The organism is Magnetococcus marinus MC-1 (assembly GCF_000014865.1).
Lineage (GTDB): Bacteria > Pseudomonadota > Magnetococcia > Magnetococcales > Magnetococcaceae > Magnetococcus > Magnetococcus marinus.
Map to the genome: position 1 here is coordinate 2,732,172 of NC_008576.1, position 21,390 is coordinate 2,753,561.

Consider the following 21,390-nt stretch of genomic DNA (forward strand, 5'->3'; position numbering starts at 1 on the left):
ACCCGCTTGATTTTACAAACCAACCTGGACATACGCCCGCCCACAACCCCAATTGGCCACGAGGGTTAATGGGCATGCGATATTTGGAGAGCCCACCATCAACGGTCCAGCAGGGCTGCCAAACTCTCCAGATCATCCTGACTTAACGCCCCTACCGCCTGTTTTAACCGTAGACGGTTTACCAAATACTCATAACGCTGAGCCAAATATTCCCGACGTGAGGTGTAGTAGAGTTTGTAGGCATCCAATACCGACAACACATTTTCTACCCCTGACGCATAACCCGCGAGCTTGGACTGGAGCGAGGTGGCATTGGCAATAACCTGTTTACGCAGCGCCCCCAATAGCCTTGAACTGGACTCCACCTGGCGATAAGCCGAACGAGTTTGACGCTCAACTTGGCGAAAATTTTGCTCGGCTTGCTGGCGGGCTTGGGCTTCCAATGCCTTAGCTTCGCGCACCTGGGCCATGGTTAACCCCCCCTCCAGCAGGTTCATATCCATGGTGACCCCGATGGTGCTGTCATAGGTTTTAGCCCCAGGACCAAAAATTGAACCGCTGGCCGATGAACCAACATGCTCCCCTTTTAAGGTCAAGGTGGGGATGTAGCCAGCCTGCAAGCGCTTGACCTCCAACTGCTGAATACGTTGGGCTAGACGGACCGATTGTAACGTGAGATTTTGTTTCAGCGCGGCCTCTAACCAAGCGTCCATGTTGGCAGGTTGGGGTGGCGCAGGATCAAAATCCCCCTGGAACCCGTGCACTGCGTCCACCTTTTCTCCCACAATCTCCTTGAGGGCATATTTGGCGTCTTCCATGCGATTTTGTGCGGCAATCACCTCAGCCTCGGCCAACGCCGCACGCCCCTCCGCCGTTGCAACATCGGTACGGGTGGCCAAACCGCTACGCTCCTGGGTTTGCGCCTGCTCAAGATGCTTGCTGGTGGTCTCATGTTCCGCCTTGGACATCTCCAAAGAGTCCTTGGAAGCCAGTAAATTTAGATAATTTTGCGCAACCCTGAGAATAAGATCCTGCTCCTCTTTGATGAGGTCCACCTTAGCCTGCTCTTCCGTAACACGGGCTTGGCTCATCTGCACAATGACCGGCACTTGAATAATGGGCTGGGTAATGGTCAGGGTGTAACTACGGTCGTCATAATTAATGGGTCCAACGGGCGAGGTACTGAGCTGCTGACGTTTAATCAGGGAGTGAACCCGATTGGCCACAATCGAAAGAGAAGCGCTGGGCAGGTAGCCGGCGCGAGCTTTGGGGAAGGCCTCTAATTTAGAGCGGTAAAGCGATGTTGCCGCTTGGTACTGGGCATCCCGCACCAGAGCTTGTTGATAAAAATCCAACAAATTGAGTGTGACCCCAGGCTCTTCGGGGGCGGGTGCCTCTTGCAAATCCAATGAAGGGCCTGTCAAGTTCTTACTCAACTGCACCGGGCTGATCATGATTTCCGGGTTTTCCGTAAAGTCAAAATCAGGCACCAAGCGGCGATCCAACGGTAGCGCCGTCAACGCGCTGCCCGGCAGGAGATCTTTGGGCGATAAAACCGACACGACAAAATTTTCATGCATATTATCAAAGCTTTTGCGTACTGCGGCATCCAACAACTGCACCGACTGCGCCAGCTCAAACTCTACCCGGGCTGAACCCAGCCTTGATTCACCATAGCGGATGGCGCGAATTAAGGGGTGGTTGGTTTGAAAAGCGGCCACCGCATCCACCACCTGTTCAGGACGCCAGCCGATTAAATCCATACGGATACGGGGGGGATTTTGCAGCGCATAAGCGCTTACTTCGGTACCGGTGGTACCATTTAAAAACAGCGAAAGACGCCGCCCCTGCTGCCGCAGTTCAACACTGCTCAACTTACCCCCCACAGCGCCACTTTGCGCTTGGCTAGCACCCGCTGATCCACCATCGGGCACCAAGCCTATGACAATGGTGCCCCGCTCACCCTCGACACGGCCAAGGCTCTCCACCAAATCCAATGGCTGATTAAGGTCAAATACCAGGCGTCCCACACCAGGGGTGTCTTGTTTACTGCGGATGGCGCGCACCAAGGGTTGATCTGGATTGTGGTTATAGGCTTGAATGGCCGTCTCTAACTCACCCATAGGCACTTTGGGCAGATCCAAGATCAGTCGGGGAGGATCGGCACGAAATGAGGCTTCTGCCACAATGGCCGCATTGCCCTCCAACACCACCGTGAGCAAACCACTGCGATTAAGCAACCTCACTTTGTGCAGAACCGGAGCGGGCAGCTTTTCATCGAGATTGAGCACCTCCTGGGGCAGGTCAGTGGTAAGCACAACCTCCCAGCGGGAGAGTTCATCATCCAGCGCCACCAAGGTTTCATCCAGCACGGCCACCTTTTCCATCAGCACCAGGGTAAGGAGCCCCTCGTCTGCGGCCTCATCCACCGCGATGTCGATGGACTTAACCAGCGGGTTATCCATGGTTAAACGCGCGACCAGTTGCTCCAACATGGGTTGCGTAACCCCTTTGAGGCGCACCCGCAAACCATAACCATGGTCGATCAACTCACCCTGTGTAATGACCCCCATACCGGCATCCACCTGGAACCGCACGGTGCTGGCCTCACCCAGTAAAGCCAATTTGCGAACAGGCAGGTTTTCTGCCCAACTTGGTTGCACAACCGAGAGCAAACCAAAAAAACATAACAATAAGATCGCTCTACAGATAAACATGGGCATGATAGATATCTCACGTGAAAAATGACAACTTTAGGATTCGACAACCCATTCTCTTTTATTCAAGCCACAACGGTTCAGCACCTTCAACAACAGCCAACCCCGACAACCCTTGTTGGGTCACCCTCCATATTACCATGCAACCCATGCTATTTCCAAAGACAAGAATGAGGAAAACACCCTTTTAGCACCTTTTCTCTCGCCCCATTATTTGAATAAAATCTAGCTGATATATTTATTGTTTTATTTTTCTCATAAATTCAGGCCCGCAGAAATGACTACGGGCCTGATTTTAAAACACCGCCTAGGCAGCTTTGCCTTAGCTGGCTGGACGCATTTTCCAGTCAACCAAACGCTGGAACCGACGCAGGGAGACCAAATGCGCCACAATCAGTTTATAGTGACCACTGCGGGTCAGGGCGAGCAGGGTTTCATCATCCAACTCATCAAGTTTCTTTTCATCAATGCGCATAAAACCACCAAAGGAGCTGGTAACCCCTTTAAACTCCCAGTTAAACACGGCATCGTCAAACAACTCTAGCTCGGACATTTTGGCCAAGAAATTTTGGGTGCGGTCAAAGGCTTCTTGAAAATCGGTAAGGAATTTCATGGCGCTTTTGGCAAACTCGCTGGCTTCGCTTTTTTCATCAAAAAGCTCACGCCCCTCGTCACGGTTAACCCCTTCGGCATCCATATCCAAGCCAACAACCATGCGGGTATTTTCAGGATCGCGAACCATGATAAAGGGGTAACGACGCAAGAAAGCAGGCATGTATTCGCCCTCTTTCCAAACCCCTTCCGATGAAACAAATTGATTGGTTTCACGCTCCAGACCCATGAGCGCTAAGGGGACAATTTTACCATCCTCCGCCTTGGCGAACATAATGGGATGGGAGAGGGAACAGGGAAAAAATTCGATATCAGAAATAGGGCAACTCTGAATCTTGGCTGCATAACGGAAATGGTTGATGGGCTTGATCTTCAGATCTTTATGTTCTTTGCTATTCACCACAGCGACATTAGCATAAAGCGCTTGAGCCATTGTTCAGACACTCCAGATGTAAATGAGACACGACGGCCACTCTACAGATAAGCCGCAGAAATGTCCTATGAGGTTAACACGTCTCCCGGGGGGACACGAAGCATAATTCGTAAAAAACACCACCCCTTTGCTCCGACCCTCCGTTTTCCTTGTGACAACAGCCGGAAATGGACTTTTCTATCCCGCTGCTCTTCACAAGAGATATCGACAATTGAGCGGCAAAGGGCTCATGGTGACGGTAGGCAACTGACTAGAGATCCCGGTGCCTCCCCTCTTAGGCGGCTCCCTCAAAAAGGCCTATTTCGCCTTTTAATGGCGAATAATTTTTCGGCTAAATATAAATCCAGGGGAACAGCAAGCGCATAAAACGGATCGGCCCGCTGACGCGTTTGCATCAGCGGGCCGATTGGGATCTCATTTGTCCTATCTGGACACTTTGAGCGGGCGAAAATCGAGGCTGAATTTCGCACCCTTCCAAATATGGCGTCCCGTACGGGAATCGAACCCGTGTTACCGACGTGAAAGGCCGGTGTCCTAGGCCTCTAGACGAACGGGACGTGGTATTTTCGGCCATGCAAACCCTTGTTAAGCGCAGGCCCAGCGTGACCGAGACCAAGAAAATATCCATATCAGCGCCTTAATGCAATGCTTATTTTAAGTTCACTGCATTTTCCCGCGCTACGTCCAAACCATGCTCATTTCTACGGGCTTTAAATTTTTTCCACCGTTAACCCTGCCAAGCATGACCAGGAAATCCACCATGCTCAGCCTTACTTTACATGGTTGCAGCGCTCCTTATAGTATGGATCTCTATGTTGGATGATGCGCAGCCTAAGCAAACCGCACTTGCCGTTCTGGGCTAGAGGAAGACGCCACCTTACCTTGCCATAGCGTTCAATCATCCAGGGTCTCGATAACTGCAACCAACGAGGAAGCCAACGATGAGTGTTTTGGTGGAATTTTCCATGACCCCATTAGATAAAGGCGAGAGTGTAAGCACCTATGTGGCACGCTCTCTGGAGATCATTAGCAACAGCGGCCTGCCCTACAAGCTTGGCCCTATGGGTACTTGCATTGAAGGAGAGTGGGACGAGGTTATGGCCGTGATCAAACAATGCTATGAAAAAATGAATAGCGATTGTAACCGCATCTCTATTTCAATAAAAGCGGATGTTCGCAGCGGCAAAACAGGCCGGTTAGAGGGCAAAATTCAGTCCGTAGAGGCCAAACTTGGCCGTACAGTCAATCACTAGACCGCGCCCAACCATCCCGTTTTAAGTGCTGTCTGCCGCAAGCGCTTACACTTGAGGCATGGTCTTACGTGTCAGGCGCATCTGCGATCCCCACGCCATAAGCGCTTGTAGGCAGCCCCTCCGACCAAGTTCTCCCTAACAACGCTTTTAACAAAGGGCTCCTCCAGCACACCACACGGCTCAAACTTAGATCGTCACCCCCTTGGCTCATGGGTTCCATGGGCGCTCACAGCTAACCGAGCCCCCCTTTCCTAGTTAAGAGCCTCGACAGCATAGATCGTCCATGCACACCCTCAGTGCTGGGGAGGTAGGGCAGGTCAATTCATGATGTCTAACCTGTCTCAGGCTTAACCTTGTATTTTCTATAAATCCAAAATAAATTCGACACACCACCTACTTTGTTTGATTTTCTCGGGCTATTTTTACAAAAACATGTGGATTATAGGAAGTTATCACACACAAGCTACAACAATGACAGGATCTGTAACACTATTTTTACAATTAATTTCAATGAGATCTTGGAATTTGATTGCAAGCATACATTCGATCTGTTATTAAAATATCACTTATTCACGGCGGGCATGCCTAAAAGCAGCACACAAACACAAGCCCGTTTCCGCACACCGCTTAGCATGATGCTAAGTGCGCTTGGCACACTAAGACACGTGCGCCATACCCCCTTCGCCCCGGCATCAACCGTGGTGAATGATCGAGCTTACAGATCTTAATCCACTACAACGTAATGCTTTTTATACGTTTTTATACGCTTTTAGGGTAACACTACCCATATAGCGTTTTCTGATCGTCGTCATGACTGCAAGCCAGCATGGCTCCTAACGATCATAATTCGGTCTGTTTGTCAGACCTATTTATACTGGAGATCACCATGAAAAAAATTAACATGCTGGCTGTTGCTGCCCTGGTTGGCGCTCTTTCCATGGCTCAAGCTTCTGACGCCAACGCTTTTTGGGGCAACAATGGCGGTTGGGGCAACAATAACGGTAACGGTTGGGGCAATGGCGCTGGTAACGGCACCGGTTCTGGTAATTTTGGTTTTAACATGAGTGGCAACGCTGCTGGTAACGGCAACGGCTACAACGGTTATAACGGCAGTGGCTACAACGGTTACAATGGCTACAATGGTTACAACGGTGGCTATCCTATGGGTGGTTATGGTTACCCCATGGGCGGCTACCCCATGGGCGGTTACCCCATGGGCGGCTACCCCGTCATGCCTACAGCACCTGCTGCACCAGCACCTGCTGCTAAGTAAGGTTTGCTGAACCCTTTTGGGTTTAAATTAAAAAGCCCCCGCGCAAGCGGGGGCTTTTTTTTGCTCTACGCTCACCCGTGTTTTTGTTTGCGACCACACCCGGCATCTGCTTGAGCAAGCGCGGAACACCTATCGCAACTTCACCACAATAACCCCGCAAGCCCAGCCATGGGCATCACCCCTACCAACCCACGTAATGGGCCACACATCAACGCCGTAATGGTTAGGCTTTGGCGTATCACCCGTTCACCGAAAAGAGCACCTGTCAGAGTGATTGTGTGAAGTCGATTCGCTTAGCACAGTAAGGAATGATAGCGTGGAAACACCACACCCCCCGCTCACCGAGGTCATAAAAAGGTAAGCGCCCATTTATCCCCATCAACTACCCTGCCGGTTCAGCAGCAGATTTCAAATTCCACGGGAGCAACAAGTCGAACTCATCCACGGTTTGCGCTGTGGCGAGGCCCTCAAAGACCTTTGTGAGATAGACGAAGGGCTCCCAACCATTGGCTTTGGCCGTTTCAATCAAACTGTAGAGGTTTGCCGAGGCCTTTGCACCTCGAACAGAGTTGCTGAAGAGCCAATTTTTCCTGCCAATCACAAAGGGGCGAATGGCGTTCTCGGCTCTGTTGTTGTCAATTTCCAGGCGTCCATCATCAAGATATCGAATCAGAGAGGACCACTGATTGGTCAGATATCCCATCGCTTCGCCGAGTTTGCTTTTCGGTAACACCCCTGCTCGATTATCTTCCAGCCAGGTTTTCAACTCATCGATAATGGGGCGGGAACGCTCCTGGCGCACCTTGTAACGTCGCTCTGGAGTAGCCTCTTCCTCACGCAGATCCTTTTCCACAGCGTACAGTTTCCGGATCAGCGACAGTGCCTGCCCAGCCTTGCCTATCTTGCCTTTTTTGGATTTTCCCAACGCTTTGATCGCCTCGTCGAATTGACGACGGGCATGCGCAAAACACCCCATCAGGATCACATCTTCCTGCGCACCCACACCCAGATAACCTGCATACCCATCCGTTTGCAACCAGCCTTTATAGCCCGCCAACAGCCGTTTCGGAACCTCGGCACCGCGTGTGGGATCGTAATCAAACAAAATCACCGGACTACCCGGGGGACCACCTCGCTGTACCCACATATAGGAGTTGCTGGATGCAACTTTATCTTTTTCCTTAAGCACTTGAATCGTAGTTTCATCCATCTGCAGGATATCGTAATCCAGCATCTTGTCCCGCATCAGATTGATCAACGGCTGCACCAGTTGGCCGCACTGGATCATCCAATTGGCCAGCGTGGTTCGACAGACATCAATCCCTGCACGGGTCAGAATGGCGCCCTGTCGATAGAGCGGTAACCCATCGGCATACTTGGATACCGCCACATGGGCCAATAGAGCAGCTGTAGCCAACGCCTTGGGAATGGGACGTTTGGGTGTAGGGGCCGTCTTCACGCCCTGTTTGCAATGAGGACAGCCATATTTGATCTGGATGTGCCGCAATACCTGCACCTTGGCCGGAATAATATCCAGTTGCTCGCTGGTCTCACGGCCAATCTCGACCAAATGGTGACCATCCAGGCCACAAACCAATGCCGACTCAGGCAACTCATGAATGATATCCACCCGGGGTAGCCACTCTGGCAATGGCTTGCGCCCTTTGGACTTCACTTTGCGGCTATGGGCAGGAACCTGGATCTCTTCGGCATCCTCTTCAGGTTCCTCGGCAGCCGTCACTTCTGCCTCATCGAACAGACCCAACTGACGGGGATCGCTCTTCTCACTGGAACGCCCAAACCGCTTGGCAATGAGAATATTCAGCTTCTCCCTCAGAAGCTGGGCTTCATGCTCCATACGCTTGCTTTTGTCCTGTAAAAGGACATTTTCAGCCTGCAAGGAAAGTATTATTTCCCGCAAAGCGGCAGGGTCATCAGGGAGTGTCTTTGGTAGCGTTTTCATAGCCGAAATTATACCAAAAAAACCGCCTTAACACTCTATACAATCGAAGAAAAATGCAGTTTATTGTGACCCTTCATTGCCGCCAGGTTGTAGCCATCAAGTAGCCAATTCAGCTGCCGCCCCGTGATTTGGATTTCTGCGGCACCTCCCTGGCGCAACCAGTGAAATCGGTCCTTTTCCAGCCGCTTTTGCCACAGGCAGAAGCCATTACGTTCCCAGTAAAGGATTTTCACCTTGTCCAATGATCGATTGCGAAACACGAACAGAGCCTCATCAAAGGGATTCAACTCCAGTTCTGCCTCCACCAATGCAGCCAGTCCGTTGATCCCCTTCCTGAAATCCACCGGCTCCAAACAAAGATGGACGACAGAAATATCCGGCGATGGGCGCATCATCACAAGGCTGCCACAGATCGCAGGACAGAGAGCAAGCTCTCGCCACCATTCCCTGACCACTCCACCGTCATACCATTTGGGAACTGAATCCGGCAGACCCCTGCTGAAGACTTTGAACTCAATTCCAATCGCTGAAAACGTCGCTTGCCTGATCCTGACTCTTCCAGAAAACCCATTTGCGTCAGCTTGCGCTTCCAAAAATACAACGATGGAAGGCTCAGCTTATGGACTTCAGCGTACTCCTTAATGGTGCCGACCTCAGAACGACAACTGCGTAAATGATCCAGCCAGTACCGCTGCTTCTCACTCAGCACAGACGCCTCAATTGATTTGTCTTCCATGTTCGCCTCCTAAAATTTTGAATTTCAGAAAGCGTGACATACCTTCAGATCAAACTGAACCCTGGGGATAAATGGGCGCTTACATAAAAAGCACCCAAAGAGCTTAGGCCGTTGATCCATCTTTGGAAGAAACAGAAGCACGCCTGAGTTTGAACAGATCAAGTATGCTTTTACCCGGCCCTGGCTTATAGATCAAGAACGCCCCCAAAAAGCCTGTACCCATAATAATAAAGAGAACCAGTACAGAAGCCGCCATGGTAAAAGCCAGCGCTTCCTGCGCGCTTAAGCCCATTTGACTATACATAGCCACCGAAATCACCTGCTGCCCACCCAACCCGGCCAGACCATTGATTGGCAAAATCGAGCTTAAAGCACCAAAGCTTGCGGCCATAGAGATCAGCGACCAACTTATTTCGGGTATCCATAACTGCGCCAGCAGTACGATGAAGAGGATACTGAACGCTGTCGCAGCAGTGGTCAGCGCGATAACCCACACAAGCGTTCTGGGGGACTGACGGTAAAAAACGCGCCCCATGGAGACGAGCAACGGCGCGAGTTTTTGCCTAAAGGCCATGGGTAACCATGTTTGCCAAGCAATACGCCTATTGATGTGCGGCATGCACAAGATAAAGACCGGGATAACCAACAGCAGCAGCGCCCCAATCGAGACCAACACCTCGACACCGTGCGCCAATGGGGCAGAAAGTTCGCTGCGAAACAGCAGCCCTAGCACCACCACCCACAGCAAAATGTTCATCAAATCAACCACGCGTAAAAAAATGACGTGGCCGATTGATTTTGAAATGCGCACCCCCTCCTGTTTTAGGAGCAGCGGAATGCTTATTTCCCCTATACGCATGGGTAGAAAGGTAACATAGAACTGGTGCAGCAGCAGGATACCCAATAGGGTGCGGAAGGCGATAGGGATGCGCAGCACCAAGCGATAACGCAGGGTACGCATGAGTGTAGAGAGCAGGACCAGCAAAACAAACAGCAGCAGATGCCCCACCCCAACCCGCTCAAAATAATGGGCAACCTGTTGCAAGTCTAGCCCCACAAACACCAGCAAAGGGGCTAAAAACAGCGTTGTAACCAAAATCAACTTGAGCATTACAGCCCCTTTACCATGAACGACGATTTTCACCACATGGGCCTGCGTAATGATGGGTACAAATGGTTGGACAAAACAACGGGGGATATAAACGGGATGCCGGTCGTAAGAAGCATCACACCACACAGAGGCTGCGCCTCGTCGAGAGTTAAGGGTGTTATCCATACCGGCTAAATCGACACCATGGGGGGGGTAAAAATCGGCCTGATTTACCCCATCACGGCACCGTGGGCGACGTTGCGCTTATAAAACGATCACAAACGGCATAAAAAACTGCGCGCTAAAAAATACAACAAAAATACAATACTTTATCGACTCAAAACATCATCCTAACTCAAAAAAACTGTCGAAAGCTGCGATTTTTATCATGCGTTTAAGATCTGGGCTTAAATTGACCAATCTGATGTTACAACTGCCATTATTTAAACTGTTCTTTAAAATCAACAGAAGACCCAGGGTGGCACTATCCAGCATGGCGATCCTGGAAAAATCAACTTGAACACAACTCTGTTTGGCAGCATTCAGAGCAAGCTGGCGCATCAGATCGGCGTGCTCAAAAGAGAGCAGCTTGTTTAATTTAAGGTGGGTTGTCGAACCAACTTCATTAATTTCAATATCCTCGGATGAAAACATCACCGCATCCTTTATACCATATGTATAATGATCGCACGCATTCAAGAAACAAACAATATTTGGATCTTACCCGGCGCCCCCGCACAGCTCCCTTTATATGCTCCATTGGCCGAAGCTTAGCACGCTACAAGCGCTTTTTCCAACAACTCTTCACAGCTACTGTGGCCACGATGAAAGATCTAAACGCCATGCATATTTGCCAGACGGACACTTTATGGAACCAAATTTTTTTCACCCTCTTGACAGAAACCGTGCAACTTTAGGCCAGTTCGCCCACTCAGTGATAGGTGCTGATCATTTTATGTTTCGCGTCGGCAAACCGTCCCGAAATGTCTCCCTATAAAATCTCATCACTCAATAGAGACCATAAACATTTGCGCACAGGGACAAAAGCGTGTTTTATGCCAAATGAGTGCCATTCATAACCAATCCCAACATTGAAAACCGTTCTCAATTATTGCCATGTGCTTTGACAAGGTCAATCTCCTATTTTTTTGTTGTGAAAGGATCATACATTTTTCCGTATTCTGAAACATCATATTGAGCAGTCTATTTTTCTGACTTTGCAGGTGCTTCGCTCTGTAGAATGGCCAAGCTACATCGACCACAAGCTCTAGGCAGTGCTGTTATTGAGTCAATGCCTTACTCTTGCGGTAAACGATGTGGAATAAACAACCTATGATCACTTTTTTTGGGGTAAATCATGACACTGCTTGAGTTAAAAAAAGGTCATATCGCTCGTATTTCTGGCGTGCATGGTAGTGCAGAAGAGCGTAACCGTTTTACCTCCATGGGGCTCATTCCGGGCAAACAGGTCATGCTGCGCAATCAGGCCCCTTTTGGCGACCCACGCATCTACGTTATCATGGGGTATGAGCTCTCCCTTCGCAATAAAGACGCTGAAAAGATCAAGGTCGAACCCCTGGAGCTGACGCCACCTAACCCCTGACATTAAAAATCGGCACCCCACCATCGCGCACATTTTCGCCGCACTTTACAGAACATCTATTGCGGGATACTATCGGTCTTTGACCCGTCACACGCCAATTAAAGAGAACGTGTAAGAATGGCGTTGCATTAATGATGGGCCACGCCACTCTATCTGGTTTGACGATAGATTGCCGTGTTCGGGGAGAGAATGTAGCACGCTTACTAGGGGGATTTGACATGAACTCGATCGGTTGGTGGGAATGGTTCATTTTTATCCCCATTGGGCTCTGGCTACTCTTCTATTTTTGGCGTGGCCTACAGCGCACCTTGCACCCCAAGCAGCAAGGGTGCGGCAAAGGTGGGTGCAGCTGTAGCACGCCTGCCCCGTTTGCATCATGCGGTGGCGTAGCAAAACCTGAAAAAATCACGCCTCAACCCCTACCCTCTCCCACCAAAAAAACCTCGTAAACTGGTATTAAGGGCAAAAACAGCCGTAAGCGCCCATTTATCCCCATCAACTACCCTGCCGGTTCAGCAGCAGATTTCAAATTCCACGGGAGCAACAAGTCGAACTCATCCACGGTTTGCGCTGTGGCGAGGCCCTCAAAGACCTTTGTGAGATAGACGAAGGGCTCCCAACCATTGGCTTTGGCCGTTTCAATCAAACTGTAGAGGTTTGCCGAGGCCTTTGCACCTCGAACAGAGTTGCTGAAGAGCCAATTTTTCCTGCCAATCACAAAGGGGCGAATGGCGTTCTCGGCTCTGTTGTTGTCAATTTCCAGGCGTCCATCATCAAGATATCGAATCAGAGAGGACCACTGATTGGTCAGATATCCCATCGCTTCGCCGAGTTTGCTTTTCGGTAACACCCCTGCTCGATTATCTTCCAGCCAGGTTTTCAACTCATCGATAATGGGGCGGGAACGCTCCTGGCGCACCTTGTAACGTCGCTCTGGAGTAGCCTCTTCCTCACGCAGATCCTTTTCCACAGCGTACAGTTTCCGGATCAGCGACAGTGCCTGCCCAGCCTTGCCTATCTTGCCTTTTTTGGATTTTCCCAACGCTTTGATCGCCTCGTCGAATTGACGACGGGCATGCGCAAAACACCCCATCAGGATCACATCTTCCTGCGCACCCACACCCAGATAACCTGCATACCCATCCGTTTGCAACCAGCCTTTATAGCCCGCCAACAGCCGTTTCGGAACCTCGGCACCGCGTGTGGGATCGTAATCAAACAAAATCACCGGACTACCCGGGGGACCACCTCGCTGTACCCACATATAGGAGTTGCTGGCTGCAACTTTATCTTTTTCCTTAAGCACTTGAATCGTAGTTTCATCCATCTGCAGGATATCGTAATCCAGCATCTTGTCCCGCATCAGATTGATCAACGGCTGCACCAGTTGGCCGCACTGGATCATCCAATTGGCCAGCGTGGTTCGACAGACATCAATCCCTGCACGGGTCAGAATGGCGCCCTGTCGATAGAGCGGTAACCCATCGGCATACTTGGATACCGCCACATGGGCCAATAGAGCAGCTGTAGCCAACGCCTTGGGAATGGGACGTTTGGGTGTAGGGGCCGTCTTCACGCCCTGTTTGCAATGAGGACAGCCATATTTGATCTGGATGTGCCGCAATACCTGCACCTTGGCCGGAATAATATCCAGTTGCTCGCTGGTCTCACGGCCAATCTCGACCAAATGGTGACCATCCAGGCCACAAACCAATGCCGACTCAGGCAACTCATGAATGATATCCACCCGGGGTAGCCACTCTGGCAATGGCTTGCGCCCTTTGGACTTCACTTTGCGGCTATGGGCAGGAACCTGGATCTCTTCGGCATCCTCTTCAGGTTCCTCGGCAGCCGTCACTTCTGCCTCATCGAACAGACCCAACTGACGGGGATCGCTCTTCTCACTGGAACGCCCAAACCGCTTGGCAATGAGAATATTCAGCTTCTCCCTCAGAAGCTGGGCTTCATGCTCCATACGCTTGCTTTTGTCCTGTAAAAGGACATTTTCAGCCTGCAAGGAAAGTATTATTTCCCGCAAAGCGGCAGGGTCATCAGGGAGTGTCTTTGGTAGCGTTTTCATAGCCGAAATTATACCAAAAAAACCGCCTTAACACTCTATACAATCGAAGAAAAATGCAGTTTATTGTGACCCTTCATTGCCGCCAGGTTGTAGCCATCAAGTAGCCAATTCAGCTGCCGCCCCGTGATTTGGATTTCTGCGGCACCTCCCTGGCGCAACCAGTGAAATCGGTCCTTTTCCAGCCGCTTTTGCCACAGGCAGAAGCCATTACGTTCCCAGTAAAGGATTTTCACCTTGTCCAATGATCGATTGCGAAACACGAACAGAGCCTCATCAAAGGGATTCAACTCCAGTTCTGCCTCCACCAATGCAGCCAGTCCGTTGATCCCCTTCCTGAAATCCACCGGCTCCAAACAAAGATGGACGACAGAAATATCCGGCGATGGGCGCATCATCACAAGGCTGCCACAGATCGCAGGACAGAGAGCAAGCTCTCGCCACCATTCCCTGACCACTCCACCGTCATACCATTTGGGAACTGAATCCGGCAGACCCCTGCTGAAGACTTTGAACTCAATTCCAATCGCTGAAAACGTCGCTTGCCTGATCCTGACTCTTCCAGAAAACCCATTTGCGTCAGCTTGCGCTTCCAAAAATACAACGATGGAAGGCTCAGCTTATGGACTTCAGCGTACTCCTTAATGGTGCCGACCTCAGAACGACAACTGCGTAAATGATCCAGCCAGTACCGCTGCTTCTCACTCAGCACAGACGCCTCAATTGATTTGTCTTCCATGTTCGCCTCCTAAAATTTTGAATTTCAGAAAGCGTGACATACCTTCAGATCAAACTGAACCCTGGGGATAAATGGGCGCTTACAAACAGCCCACCCCCCTTTTATCTGAAATAGCCGCATCACGAACCGCTTGTAAACGGCTTTACAACGTCTTGGTAACACGCCGCACAGGCTGGTTACGACCGTCAAACACGCTGGTATGGCCGCCATAAGGGCATGGTGATCACTCTCCATAAATAAGATTCAACTGGGCTTAGCAAAACAGCCTACCCCTAAAAGTTACCTGAATTATAGAAGGTGCCAAATGAAACAAAAAGGGTGATAGCAACCCCCATAGACAATCACATAAACAACCAAACTATCACCATATTTTGGTGTAATTACACTTTTTATTGTTTTTATCTGGTTTTCAAATACCAACCTCGTCATTATACGCAGTGCGTTACAACTATTGACTTGCACGCTCAATCGTCGTATAAATTGACACCTGCTTGTGAACGATGTTGTCACCCGCCACACATTCTACCCAAGCATCCGCCTATCAAAGGTGATGTGATATGAAGCGAGTTTCCCCAACCGACCAGGCTTGGGCACCAAGTTGGCTCTTCAACAAACACCAACACATGCTCGTTTTTACTGCAAAGACTACTAGGCAGTCCCCTCTTGTAAATAGAGAAAATCTTTTCGGTTCGACCAATGGCAACCCCTAAGATCGCTGCACTGGTTCTTAAACAGTATGGCAAAAAAGTACACGCGCTTTGTAACTTAGGCGCTTCTACGCTGTGGGGATGACGCGGCTTTACCCCTGTGTCTGGCCTAACCATCCTACGAACCGTTTTTTTATCTCGAACCTCGCATCAAATTAACAGAACGGCTTAGCCATGCAATCCTCTCGCGCTTCTTTTCTTACCCTCCTATTCCCCTTCCTAAGCTGGATGAAGGAGATGAACCGATCCACCATCAATGCCGACCTACAAGCCGGTTTGATTGGTGCCATCGTAACCTTGCCCCAAGCGGTGGCCTTTGCCGCCATCGCTGGTCTACCGCCCCAATATGGTCTTTATACCTGTATGGTCCCTGCCATTATTGCAGCCCTGTTTGGCTCTTCCAAACATTTGGTCTCAGGACCGACAACCGCAGCATCCATTGTGATTTTTGCCGGACTTTCCAGCTTTGCCACGCCAGAATCGGAACAGTATGTTGCACTGGCCATAACCTTGACCTTTATGGTTGGTATCATTCAGTTAGCTATGGGCTTTGCTCGCTTAGGGGCTCTGGTTAACTTTATCTCCCATTCGGTGGTGGTTGGGTTTACCGCTGGGGCTGCACTGTTGATCGCCAGCCACCAATTGAAGCACTTTCTTGGGATTCACCTGGAGCACGGCGGCCACTTTTTTGATCTGCTCAAAGAGATTTTCTCCCGTTTGGATGAAACCAATCTCTACGTCCTGGTGGTCGGTTTATCCACCCTTGTGGTCAGTATTTTGACCAAAAAATTCTTCCCCCGCGTGCCCTATATGATCGTGGCTATCCTGTTTGGCTCGGTATTGGCCTACTTTTTTAACAGCAATATCGAAAATGCTAAGATCATCTTGGCTGGGGATGTCCCAGGCAATTTTCCCATCTTTGCCATGCCCCAATTGAGCCTGGACACCCTTAAACAGCTTGCCCCACTGGCCTTAGCGACCACCCTGTTTGCGCTCACGGAGGCGGTCTCTATTGGTCGCTCACTGGCCATTAAAAGCGGTCAGCATGTGCATAGTAACCAAGAGTTTATCGGCCAAGGGCTCTCTAATCTGGTTGGCAGCTTCTTTTCTGCCTACGTTGCCACGGGCTCCTTTAACCGTAGCGGTTTAAACTATCAGATCGGCGCTAAAACCCAGTTGTCGGCTATCGTTGGGGGCTTAGTATTGCTGGCAACCATCCCTCTCACGGCACCTTTGGCCAGCTTTATGCCCAAAGCTGTGATGGCCGCTATCCTGTTTTTGGTGGCCTGGGGGTTGATTGACTTTCACCATATCCGCAATATTTTCCAAACCAGTCACTCCGATAGTGTCGTTTTAGTGACAACTTTTGGCGGCACCCTGTTCTTGGAATTAGAGTTTGCCATTTTGTTGGGGGTTTTGCTCTCCTTGGTTATCTTCCTCTTCAAGACCTCCCAACCCCGTGTGCTGGAGCGGGTGCCGGATCCTCGTCTGCCCAAGCGCCGCTTTAATACTGACCCCAATCTGCCCACCTGCCCTCAGATGAAAATCATCCGTATTGATGGTGAGCTGTTCTTTGGTGCCGTGAGCCATATTCAGGAGACCTTTATCAGGCTCAGAACGGAATCGCCTGAACAAAAGCATCTCATGCTGGTTGCCTCTGGCATTAATTTCTTGGATGTTGCGGGTGCGGAACTGCTGGCTCAAGAGGCCCATACGCGCCGCAAAATGGGGGGAGGGCTCTACCTGCTACGTATTAAACCCGGTGTGTGTGAACCCATTAGCAAGGGTCCTTATCTGGATGAGATTAGCGCGATGAATATTTTTGAAAGCAAAGGGGAGGCGATCCACGAAGTCTACCAATTGCTTGACAAGGATATTTGCAGCCAATGCTCGTCTCATATCTTTTTGGAGTGTGGTGGTAAACCGTCCAAGCATAGTACCGATAGCCTTAACTCTCTCGATGACCTCTATCGCGAAAAGCCGGTAACCAACCCTCAATAATCTGTTTGTAAGATCCCCTGTTTTGACCAAAAAGCGCGCTTATGTTGAGCGCGCTTTTTGCACTTATGTTGCCTATTTTTTAGGTGGGGGACAGGACCATACAAACGAGTATGCGTTAGACAAAGCCACCCCCAAGCACCCTCATTTAACCAGGCTTCGTGCCAAGGGAACAATGCGACGCGAGACAACACAACGGTCGTGCGATGGGCTGCTGCGACACCGGTTTACAACATGGCGCACATCGAGCTACGAGACAACATAACAGGGCCGCGGTGGAGGAGTGTGACCCATCAGGCAAGTTGGAGGAGAAGCGGGGGAGTACAATGACAGGACAGCCTTTAGGCTCGCTTACGCGGGTTATGGCTAAGCACAGATGCACATCTACGGTGGCATTAAGCAAAAAGGGTTTTTCTCCCTCTGCCCATCAGGAGAAAAACCCTTATGTACCCCTATCCTATGCCATACTCCAGCCTGCTAAGCAGACGAGCCTACGCCACGAATATTAACTTATGCCAACACAGCCTGGGCCGCAGCCAACCGCGCAATGGGTACCCGAAACGGCGAACAGGAGACATAATCCAATTTTACCTTTTCGAAGAAGTGGATCGACTCTGGGTCACCGCCGTGCTCACCACAGACACCTAGCTTAATCTCTGGGCGGGTGGAACGCCCCTTTTCTGCCGCCAACCGTACCAGCTGCCCAACACCATCTTGGTCAATGCTGATAAAGGGATCTTTGGGTAACAAGTTTTTCTGCACATACTCCTGCAAGAAGGGGCCGGCATCATCCCGTGAGATACCCATGGTGGTCTGGGTCAGATCATTGGTACCAAAAGAGAAAAATTCACCACTCTTAGCCAACTGATCGGCAATCAAAGCTGCCCGTGGTAGCTCAATCATGGTACCAATCATGTAAGGAATACGTACACTGTTCTCCCCCATCACCGTTTCACACACAGCCACCACACGTTCCCGTAGATAGGATAGCTCACTCTCTAAGCCCACCAGCGGAATCATAATCTCAGGGGTAATGATAAAGCCTTCCTCTTTAACCAATTGACAGGCGGCCTCCATAATGGCCCGTACCTGCATCTCATAGATCTCTGGAAAGCTAATGCCCAATCGGCATCCCCGATGGCCCAGCATGGGGTTGAACTCTTTAAGACTCGCCACCCGCTCACGCACCTTGTCAATGGGCATGCCAAAAACCAAGGCGACCTCATTTTGCCCCTCTTCATCATGGGGAATGAACTCATGCAACGGTGGATCCAGCAGTCGGATCATGACTGGGTAACCCTTCATCTCGCGAAACAGTCCAGCAAAATCACTACGCTGAAGCGGCAGAATTTTATCAATGGCGCGCATGCGGTCAGATTCGGTTTGTGCCAAAATCAACCCCCGCACATGGATGATGCGTTCTGCCCCAAAAAACATATGCTCCGTACGACACAGACCAATCCCTTGAGCACCAAAGGAGCGCGCCATGCGGGCATCGTCGGGGGTGTCGGCATTGGCACGCACCTTCATGCGGGTAAAGCCATCCACCCACTCCATAAAGGCGGTAAAATCACCAGAAAGTTCTGGCGGTACGGTGGGCACCTGCCCCAACATCACCTCACCGGTAGAACCATCAATCGTGACCCAATCCCCTTTGGCGACCGTCACACCACCCACGCTAAACTGCTCATTTTCCATATTAATAGAGAGCCCCGCACAGCCAGAGACACACGGACGCCCCATACCCCTCGCCACCACCGCCGCGTGGGAGGTCATGCCTCCCCGCGCGGTGATGATGCCTTTGGCGGAGTGCATACCGTGAATATCCTCCGGACTGGTATCATCGCGCACCAAGATCACCATTTGACCGGTGGCGGCCCACTGCTCGGCTTCGTCGGCCTCAAAGACCACACGCCCGGTGGCAGCCCCAGGAGAAGCGGCCAAGCCCTTGGCGATAATCCGCTTGTCGGCCTTTGGATCCAGAGTCGGGTGCAACAGTTGGTTGAGGGATTCTGGCGAGACCCGCGAGACCGCTTCACGGGTATTGATTAAGCCTTCGTGTACCATGTTCACGGCGATTTTCAGCGCGGCTTTGGCGGTCCGTTTTCCGGTACGGGTTTGCAGCAGCCAAAGTTTGTTGCGCTGGATGGTAAACTCAATATCCTGCATCTCGCGATAGTGCATCTCCAGGCGATTTTGCACCGCATACAACTCTTTATAGAGTTCCGGCATTGCCTCTTCCATGGCGGGTAGCGTGGAGCCATTGAGGCGTTTACCCTCCAGCGTGATCTGTTGCGGGGTGCGAATGCCTGCCACCACATCCTCGCCCTGCGCATTAATCAGATACTCACCGAAAAAGCGGTTATGGCCGGTGCTGGGATCACGGGTAAAAGCCACACCGGTGGCGCAATCTGTCCCCATGTTGCCAAACACCATGGCCTGCACGGTAACAGCGGTTCCCCAGGATTCAGGAATCTCATTCAAGCGCCGATAGGTAATGGCGCGGGGGATGGTCCAAGAGTCAAACACAGCGCCAATGGCACCCCATAGTTGGTCTTGAGGCTCTTCTGGAAAGGGTTTTTGGGTCACTTCCAGCACTTTGTTTTTATATTGGGCAACCAGACTTTTCCACTCATCTGCCGTAATATCGGTATCCTGCACTTTACCGGTCTGCTGTTTTAAGGCGTTGAGCATGGCCTCAAAATGGTGATGATCCACCCCCAACACCACATCGGCGTACATCTGCACAAACCGCCGGTAGGAGTCATAAGCAAAGCGAGCATCACCGGTACGCTTAATCAATCCTTGCACGGTATGATCGTTAAGCCCTAGGTTGAGCACGGTATCCATCATACCCGGCATAGAGACCCGCGCCCCAGAGCGAACCGAAACCAACAGTGGATCATCCCCACTGCCAAAACCGGCCCCCATGGCACTTTGCACCTTGAGCAGCGCCTCGTTCACCTGTTCTTTGAGAAGTTCGGGATAGCGACGTTTCTGTAAATAGAGTCCGCAAACCTCGGTGCATAGGGTGAACCCAGCAGGAACAGGAATCCCCAAACGGGTCATCTCTGCCAAGTTGGCGCCCTTTCCGCCCAGTAAGTGACTCATTCCAGCGTCGCCCTCGGCTTGGCCGTTACCAAAAACATAGACAAACTTCTCTGTAGACATGGATTTTATCTCCTGTGGTCATCCCAGAATGGACGTCGCACCCCATGCAGTTACAGATAAATGTATATTTTGATATGCAAGGAGGCTCAACCGTGTAATGTGCGCCTTAACCCGCCTCATGACAATAGAAAGGTTACTAACATCCACAGCCGATTTGTGAAAAAAAATTCACTGCCGCAGGCGCACCAACCCCAGAGGGCCGACCTACTCTCAACAACCAAAACCCTTTGATAATCCACTTTTCCCTACCCTGGCTGCCCACAAAAGGACAAAAAATTTATGTGGATTTTATCGGTCTGGGGCGGGCGGGGTGAACCGTCATTCACGGGGTTTAAACGGATCCCCCTGCGTTTATGGAACACGGGCTCCAAACGGGTAGAGTATGATCACCCCCCTGCCCGTTTTACTGTATAATTTTGTTTTTTTAATAGATCCATAATCTGTTCCACATGATCCCCCTGAATCTCAACAACCCCATCCTTCACGGTGCCACCCGAGCCGCAGAGGGTTTTAAGATGTTTAGCCTGTGTCATTAATGCCTCTGCGCTCAAGGGCAACCCTTTAATCAGGGTCACCCCCCTACCCTTGCGCCCTTTCGTCTCGCGGGAGACCCGCACCACCCCATCACTGGTAACAGGGCTACGCGCTTGACGGCAGCAACAGGCCGCCACCGTCTGATGACACTGCGGGCAAAGCCGCCCCTGCTCCGTAGAATAGACAACCCTATCCTCAGCTCGGTATTTGGAAGACATAGAAAAAACGCCCTTACCATCCATCGAAACCACTAAAGACAGTATGCCCGCAGTAACAGGCTTGAAAGCCCCACCACGCAGCACAGACCCCTTTTTTTTGCCTTGGCCAAAGGCAAAAACCTTATCCACCGTGATGGGCTTGACCCTACCACGCAGCCATCCGCACCATACAAAAGCGCCGCACTTGTTGGTGCGGCGGCTTTTGTAAATCCCGCAGGGGCCTTTTATGGCCCTACGGGTCGTGTGCGCTTCAAACCTTTACAGCG

At 50.9% G+C, this 21,390-nt stretch carries 16 protein-coding genes and 1 tRNA gene; 4 read left to right on the plus strand and 13 right to left on the minus strand.

What is annotated here, in order from left to right; genetic code table 11:
* Positions 1 to 98 precede the first annotated feature (98 nt).
* The 3 genes from MMC1_RS11165 to MMC1_RS11175 form a co-directional block, all read right to left on the minus strand.
* The gene (locus MMC1_RS11165; protein ID WP_011713809.1) at positions 99 to 2,723 is read right to left on the minus strand and encodes a TolC family outer membrane protein; all 2,625 of its coding nucleotides are present in this window, start codon (positions 2,721 to 2,723) and stop codon (positions 99 to 101) included.
* Between the two features lie 316 nt (positions 2,724 to 3,039).
* Positions 3,040 to 3,762: a SapC family protein gene (locus MMC1_RS11170; protein WP_011713810.1), complete on the minus strand. Its 723-nt coding sequence runs from the start codon at positions 3,760 to 3,762 to the stop codon at positions 3,040 to 3,042.
* Positions 3,763 to 4,243: 481 nt separating this feature from the next.
* Positions 4,244 to 4,319, minus strand: a tRNA-Glu gene (locus tag MMC1_RS11175).
* Positions 4,320 to 4,703: 384 nt separating this feature from the next.
* Here MMC1_RS11175 and MMC1_RS11180 point away from each other — a divergent pair.
* Complete coding sequence (locus MMC1_RS11180) at positions 4,704 to 5,015, plus strand: MTH1187 family thiamine-binding protein (RefSeq protein ID WP_011713811.1); 312 nt, start codon at positions 4,704 to 4,706, stop codon at positions 5,013 to 5,015.
* An 886-nt stretch (positions 5,016 to 5,901) separates the two neighbouring features.
* The gene (locus MMC1_RS11185) at positions 5,902 to 6,288 is read left to right on the plus strand and encodes a sulfur globule family protein (RefSeq protein ID WP_041641178.1); all 387 of its coding nucleotides are present in this window, start codon (positions 5,902 to 5,904) and stop codon (positions 6,286 to 6,288) included.
* Between the two features lie 382 nt (positions 6,289 to 6,670).
* Here the strand turns inward: MMC1_RS11185 and tnpC (MMC1_RS11190) are convergent, their stop codons facing one another.
* The 5 genes from tnpC (MMC1_RS11190) to MMC1_RS11210 all read right to left on the minus strand — a co-directional run bounded on the left by tnpC (MMC1_RS11190) (position 6,671) and on the right by MMC1_RS11210 (position 10,731).
* Complete coding sequence (gene tnpC, locus MMC1_RS11190) at positions 6,671 to 8,251, minus strand: IS66 family transposase (protein WP_011713624.1); 1,581 nt, start codon at positions 8,249 to 8,251, stop codon at positions 6,671 to 6,673.
* A gap of 35 nt (positions 8,252 to 8,286) precedes the next feature.
* Positions 8,287 to 8,646, minus strand: a complete 360-nt coding sequence (tnpB, locus tag MMC1_RS11195) for an IS66 family insertion sequence element accessory protein TnpB (protein ID WP_011712019.1) — start codon at positions 8,644 to 8,646, stop codon at positions 8,287 to 8,289.
* Positions 8,646 to 8,987, minus strand: a complete 342-nt coding sequence (gene tnpA, locus MMC1_RS11200) for an IS66 family insertion sequence element accessory protein TnpA (protein WP_011712018.1) — start codon at positions 8,985 to 8,987, stop codon at positions 8,646 to 8,648. Before tnpA (MMC1_RS11200) ends, tnpB (MMC1_RS11195) begins: the two co-directional genes overlap by 1 nt.
* Before the next feature lie 103 nt (positions 8,988 to 9,090).
* On the minus strand, positions 9,091 to 10,098 hold the full coding sequence (locus tag MMC1_RS11205; RefSeq protein ID WP_011713813.1) for a lysylphosphatidylglycerol synthase transmembrane domain-containing protein: 1,008 nt from the start codon (positions 10,096 to 10,098) through the stop codon (positions 9,091 to 9,093).
* Positions 10,099 to 10,422: 324 nt separating this feature from the next.
* Positions 10,423 to 10,731, minus strand: a complete 309-nt coding sequence (locus MMC1_RS11210; RefSeq protein WP_041641179.1) for an STAS domain-containing protein — start codon at positions 10,729 to 10,731, stop codon at positions 10,423 to 10,425.
* Between the two features lie 703 nt (positions 10,732 to 11,434).
* Here MMC1_RS11210 and MMC1_RS11215 point away from each other — a divergent pair.
* Entirely contained in the window at positions 11,435 to 11,680 is a 246-nt protein-coding gene (locus tag MMC1_RS11215) for a FeoA family protein (RefSeq protein WP_011713815.1), read from the plus strand.
* A gap of 499 nt (positions 11,681 to 12,179) precedes the next feature.
* Here MMC1_RS11215 and tnpC (MMC1_RS11225) read toward each other — a convergent pair whose 3' ends face one another.
* From tnpC (MMC1_RS11225) to tnpA (MMC1_RS11235), 3 genes are read right to left on the minus strand one after another with little or no spacing between them, the layout of a single operon-like run.
* Entirely contained in the window at positions 12,180 to 13,760 is a 1,581-nt protein-coding gene (gene tnpC, locus MMC1_RS11225) for an IS66 family transposase (protein WP_011712020.1), read from the minus strand.
* A 35-nt stretch (positions 13,761 to 13,795) separates the two neighbouring features.
* Positions 13,796 to 14,155, minus strand: a complete 360-nt coding sequence (gene tnpB / locus MMC1_RS11230; RefSeq protein ID WP_011712019.1) for an IS66 family insertion sequence element accessory protein TnpB — start codon at positions 14,153 to 14,155, stop codon at positions 13,796 to 13,798.
* Positions 14,155 to 14,496 (minus strand): IS66 family insertion sequence element accessory protein TnpA, encoded by a 342-nt coding sequence (gene tnpA, locus MMC1_RS11235; protein WP_011712018.1) that lies wholly within the window; start codon positions 14,494 to 14,496, stop codon positions 14,155 to 14,157. Before tnpA (MMC1_RS11235) ends, tnpB (MMC1_RS11230) begins: the two co-directional genes overlap by 1 nt.
* A gap of 881 nt (positions 14,497 to 15,377) precedes the next feature.
* Between tnpA (MMC1_RS11235) and MMC1_RS11240 the strand changes: the two genes are divergently transcribed.
* Complete coding sequence (locus tag MMC1_RS11240; protein ID WP_011713816.1) at positions 15,378 to 17,204, plus strand: SulP family inorganic anion transporter; 1,827 nt, start codon at positions 15,378 to 15,380, stop codon at positions 17,202 to 17,204.
* A gap of 507 nt (positions 17,205 to 17,711) precedes the next feature.
* Here the strand turns inward: MMC1_RS11240 and ppdK are convergent.
* Together ppdK and MMC1_RS11250 are read right to left on the minus strand one after the other, a co-directional pair.
* A complete protein-coding gene (gene ppdK, locus MMC1_RS11245) occupies positions 17,712 to 20,372 on the minus strand; it encodes a pyruvate, phosphate dikinase (RefSeq protein WP_011713817.1) in 2,661 nt (886 codons plus the stop codon).
* Between the two features lie 386 nt (positions 20,373 to 20,758).
* Complete coding sequence (locus tag MMC1_RS11250; RefSeq protein ID WP_011713818.1) at positions 20,759 to 21,124, minus strand: translation initiation factor Sui1; 366 nt, start codon at positions 21,122 to 21,124, stop codon at positions 20,759 to 20,761.
* Positions 21,125 to 21,390: the final 266 nt, after the last annotated feature.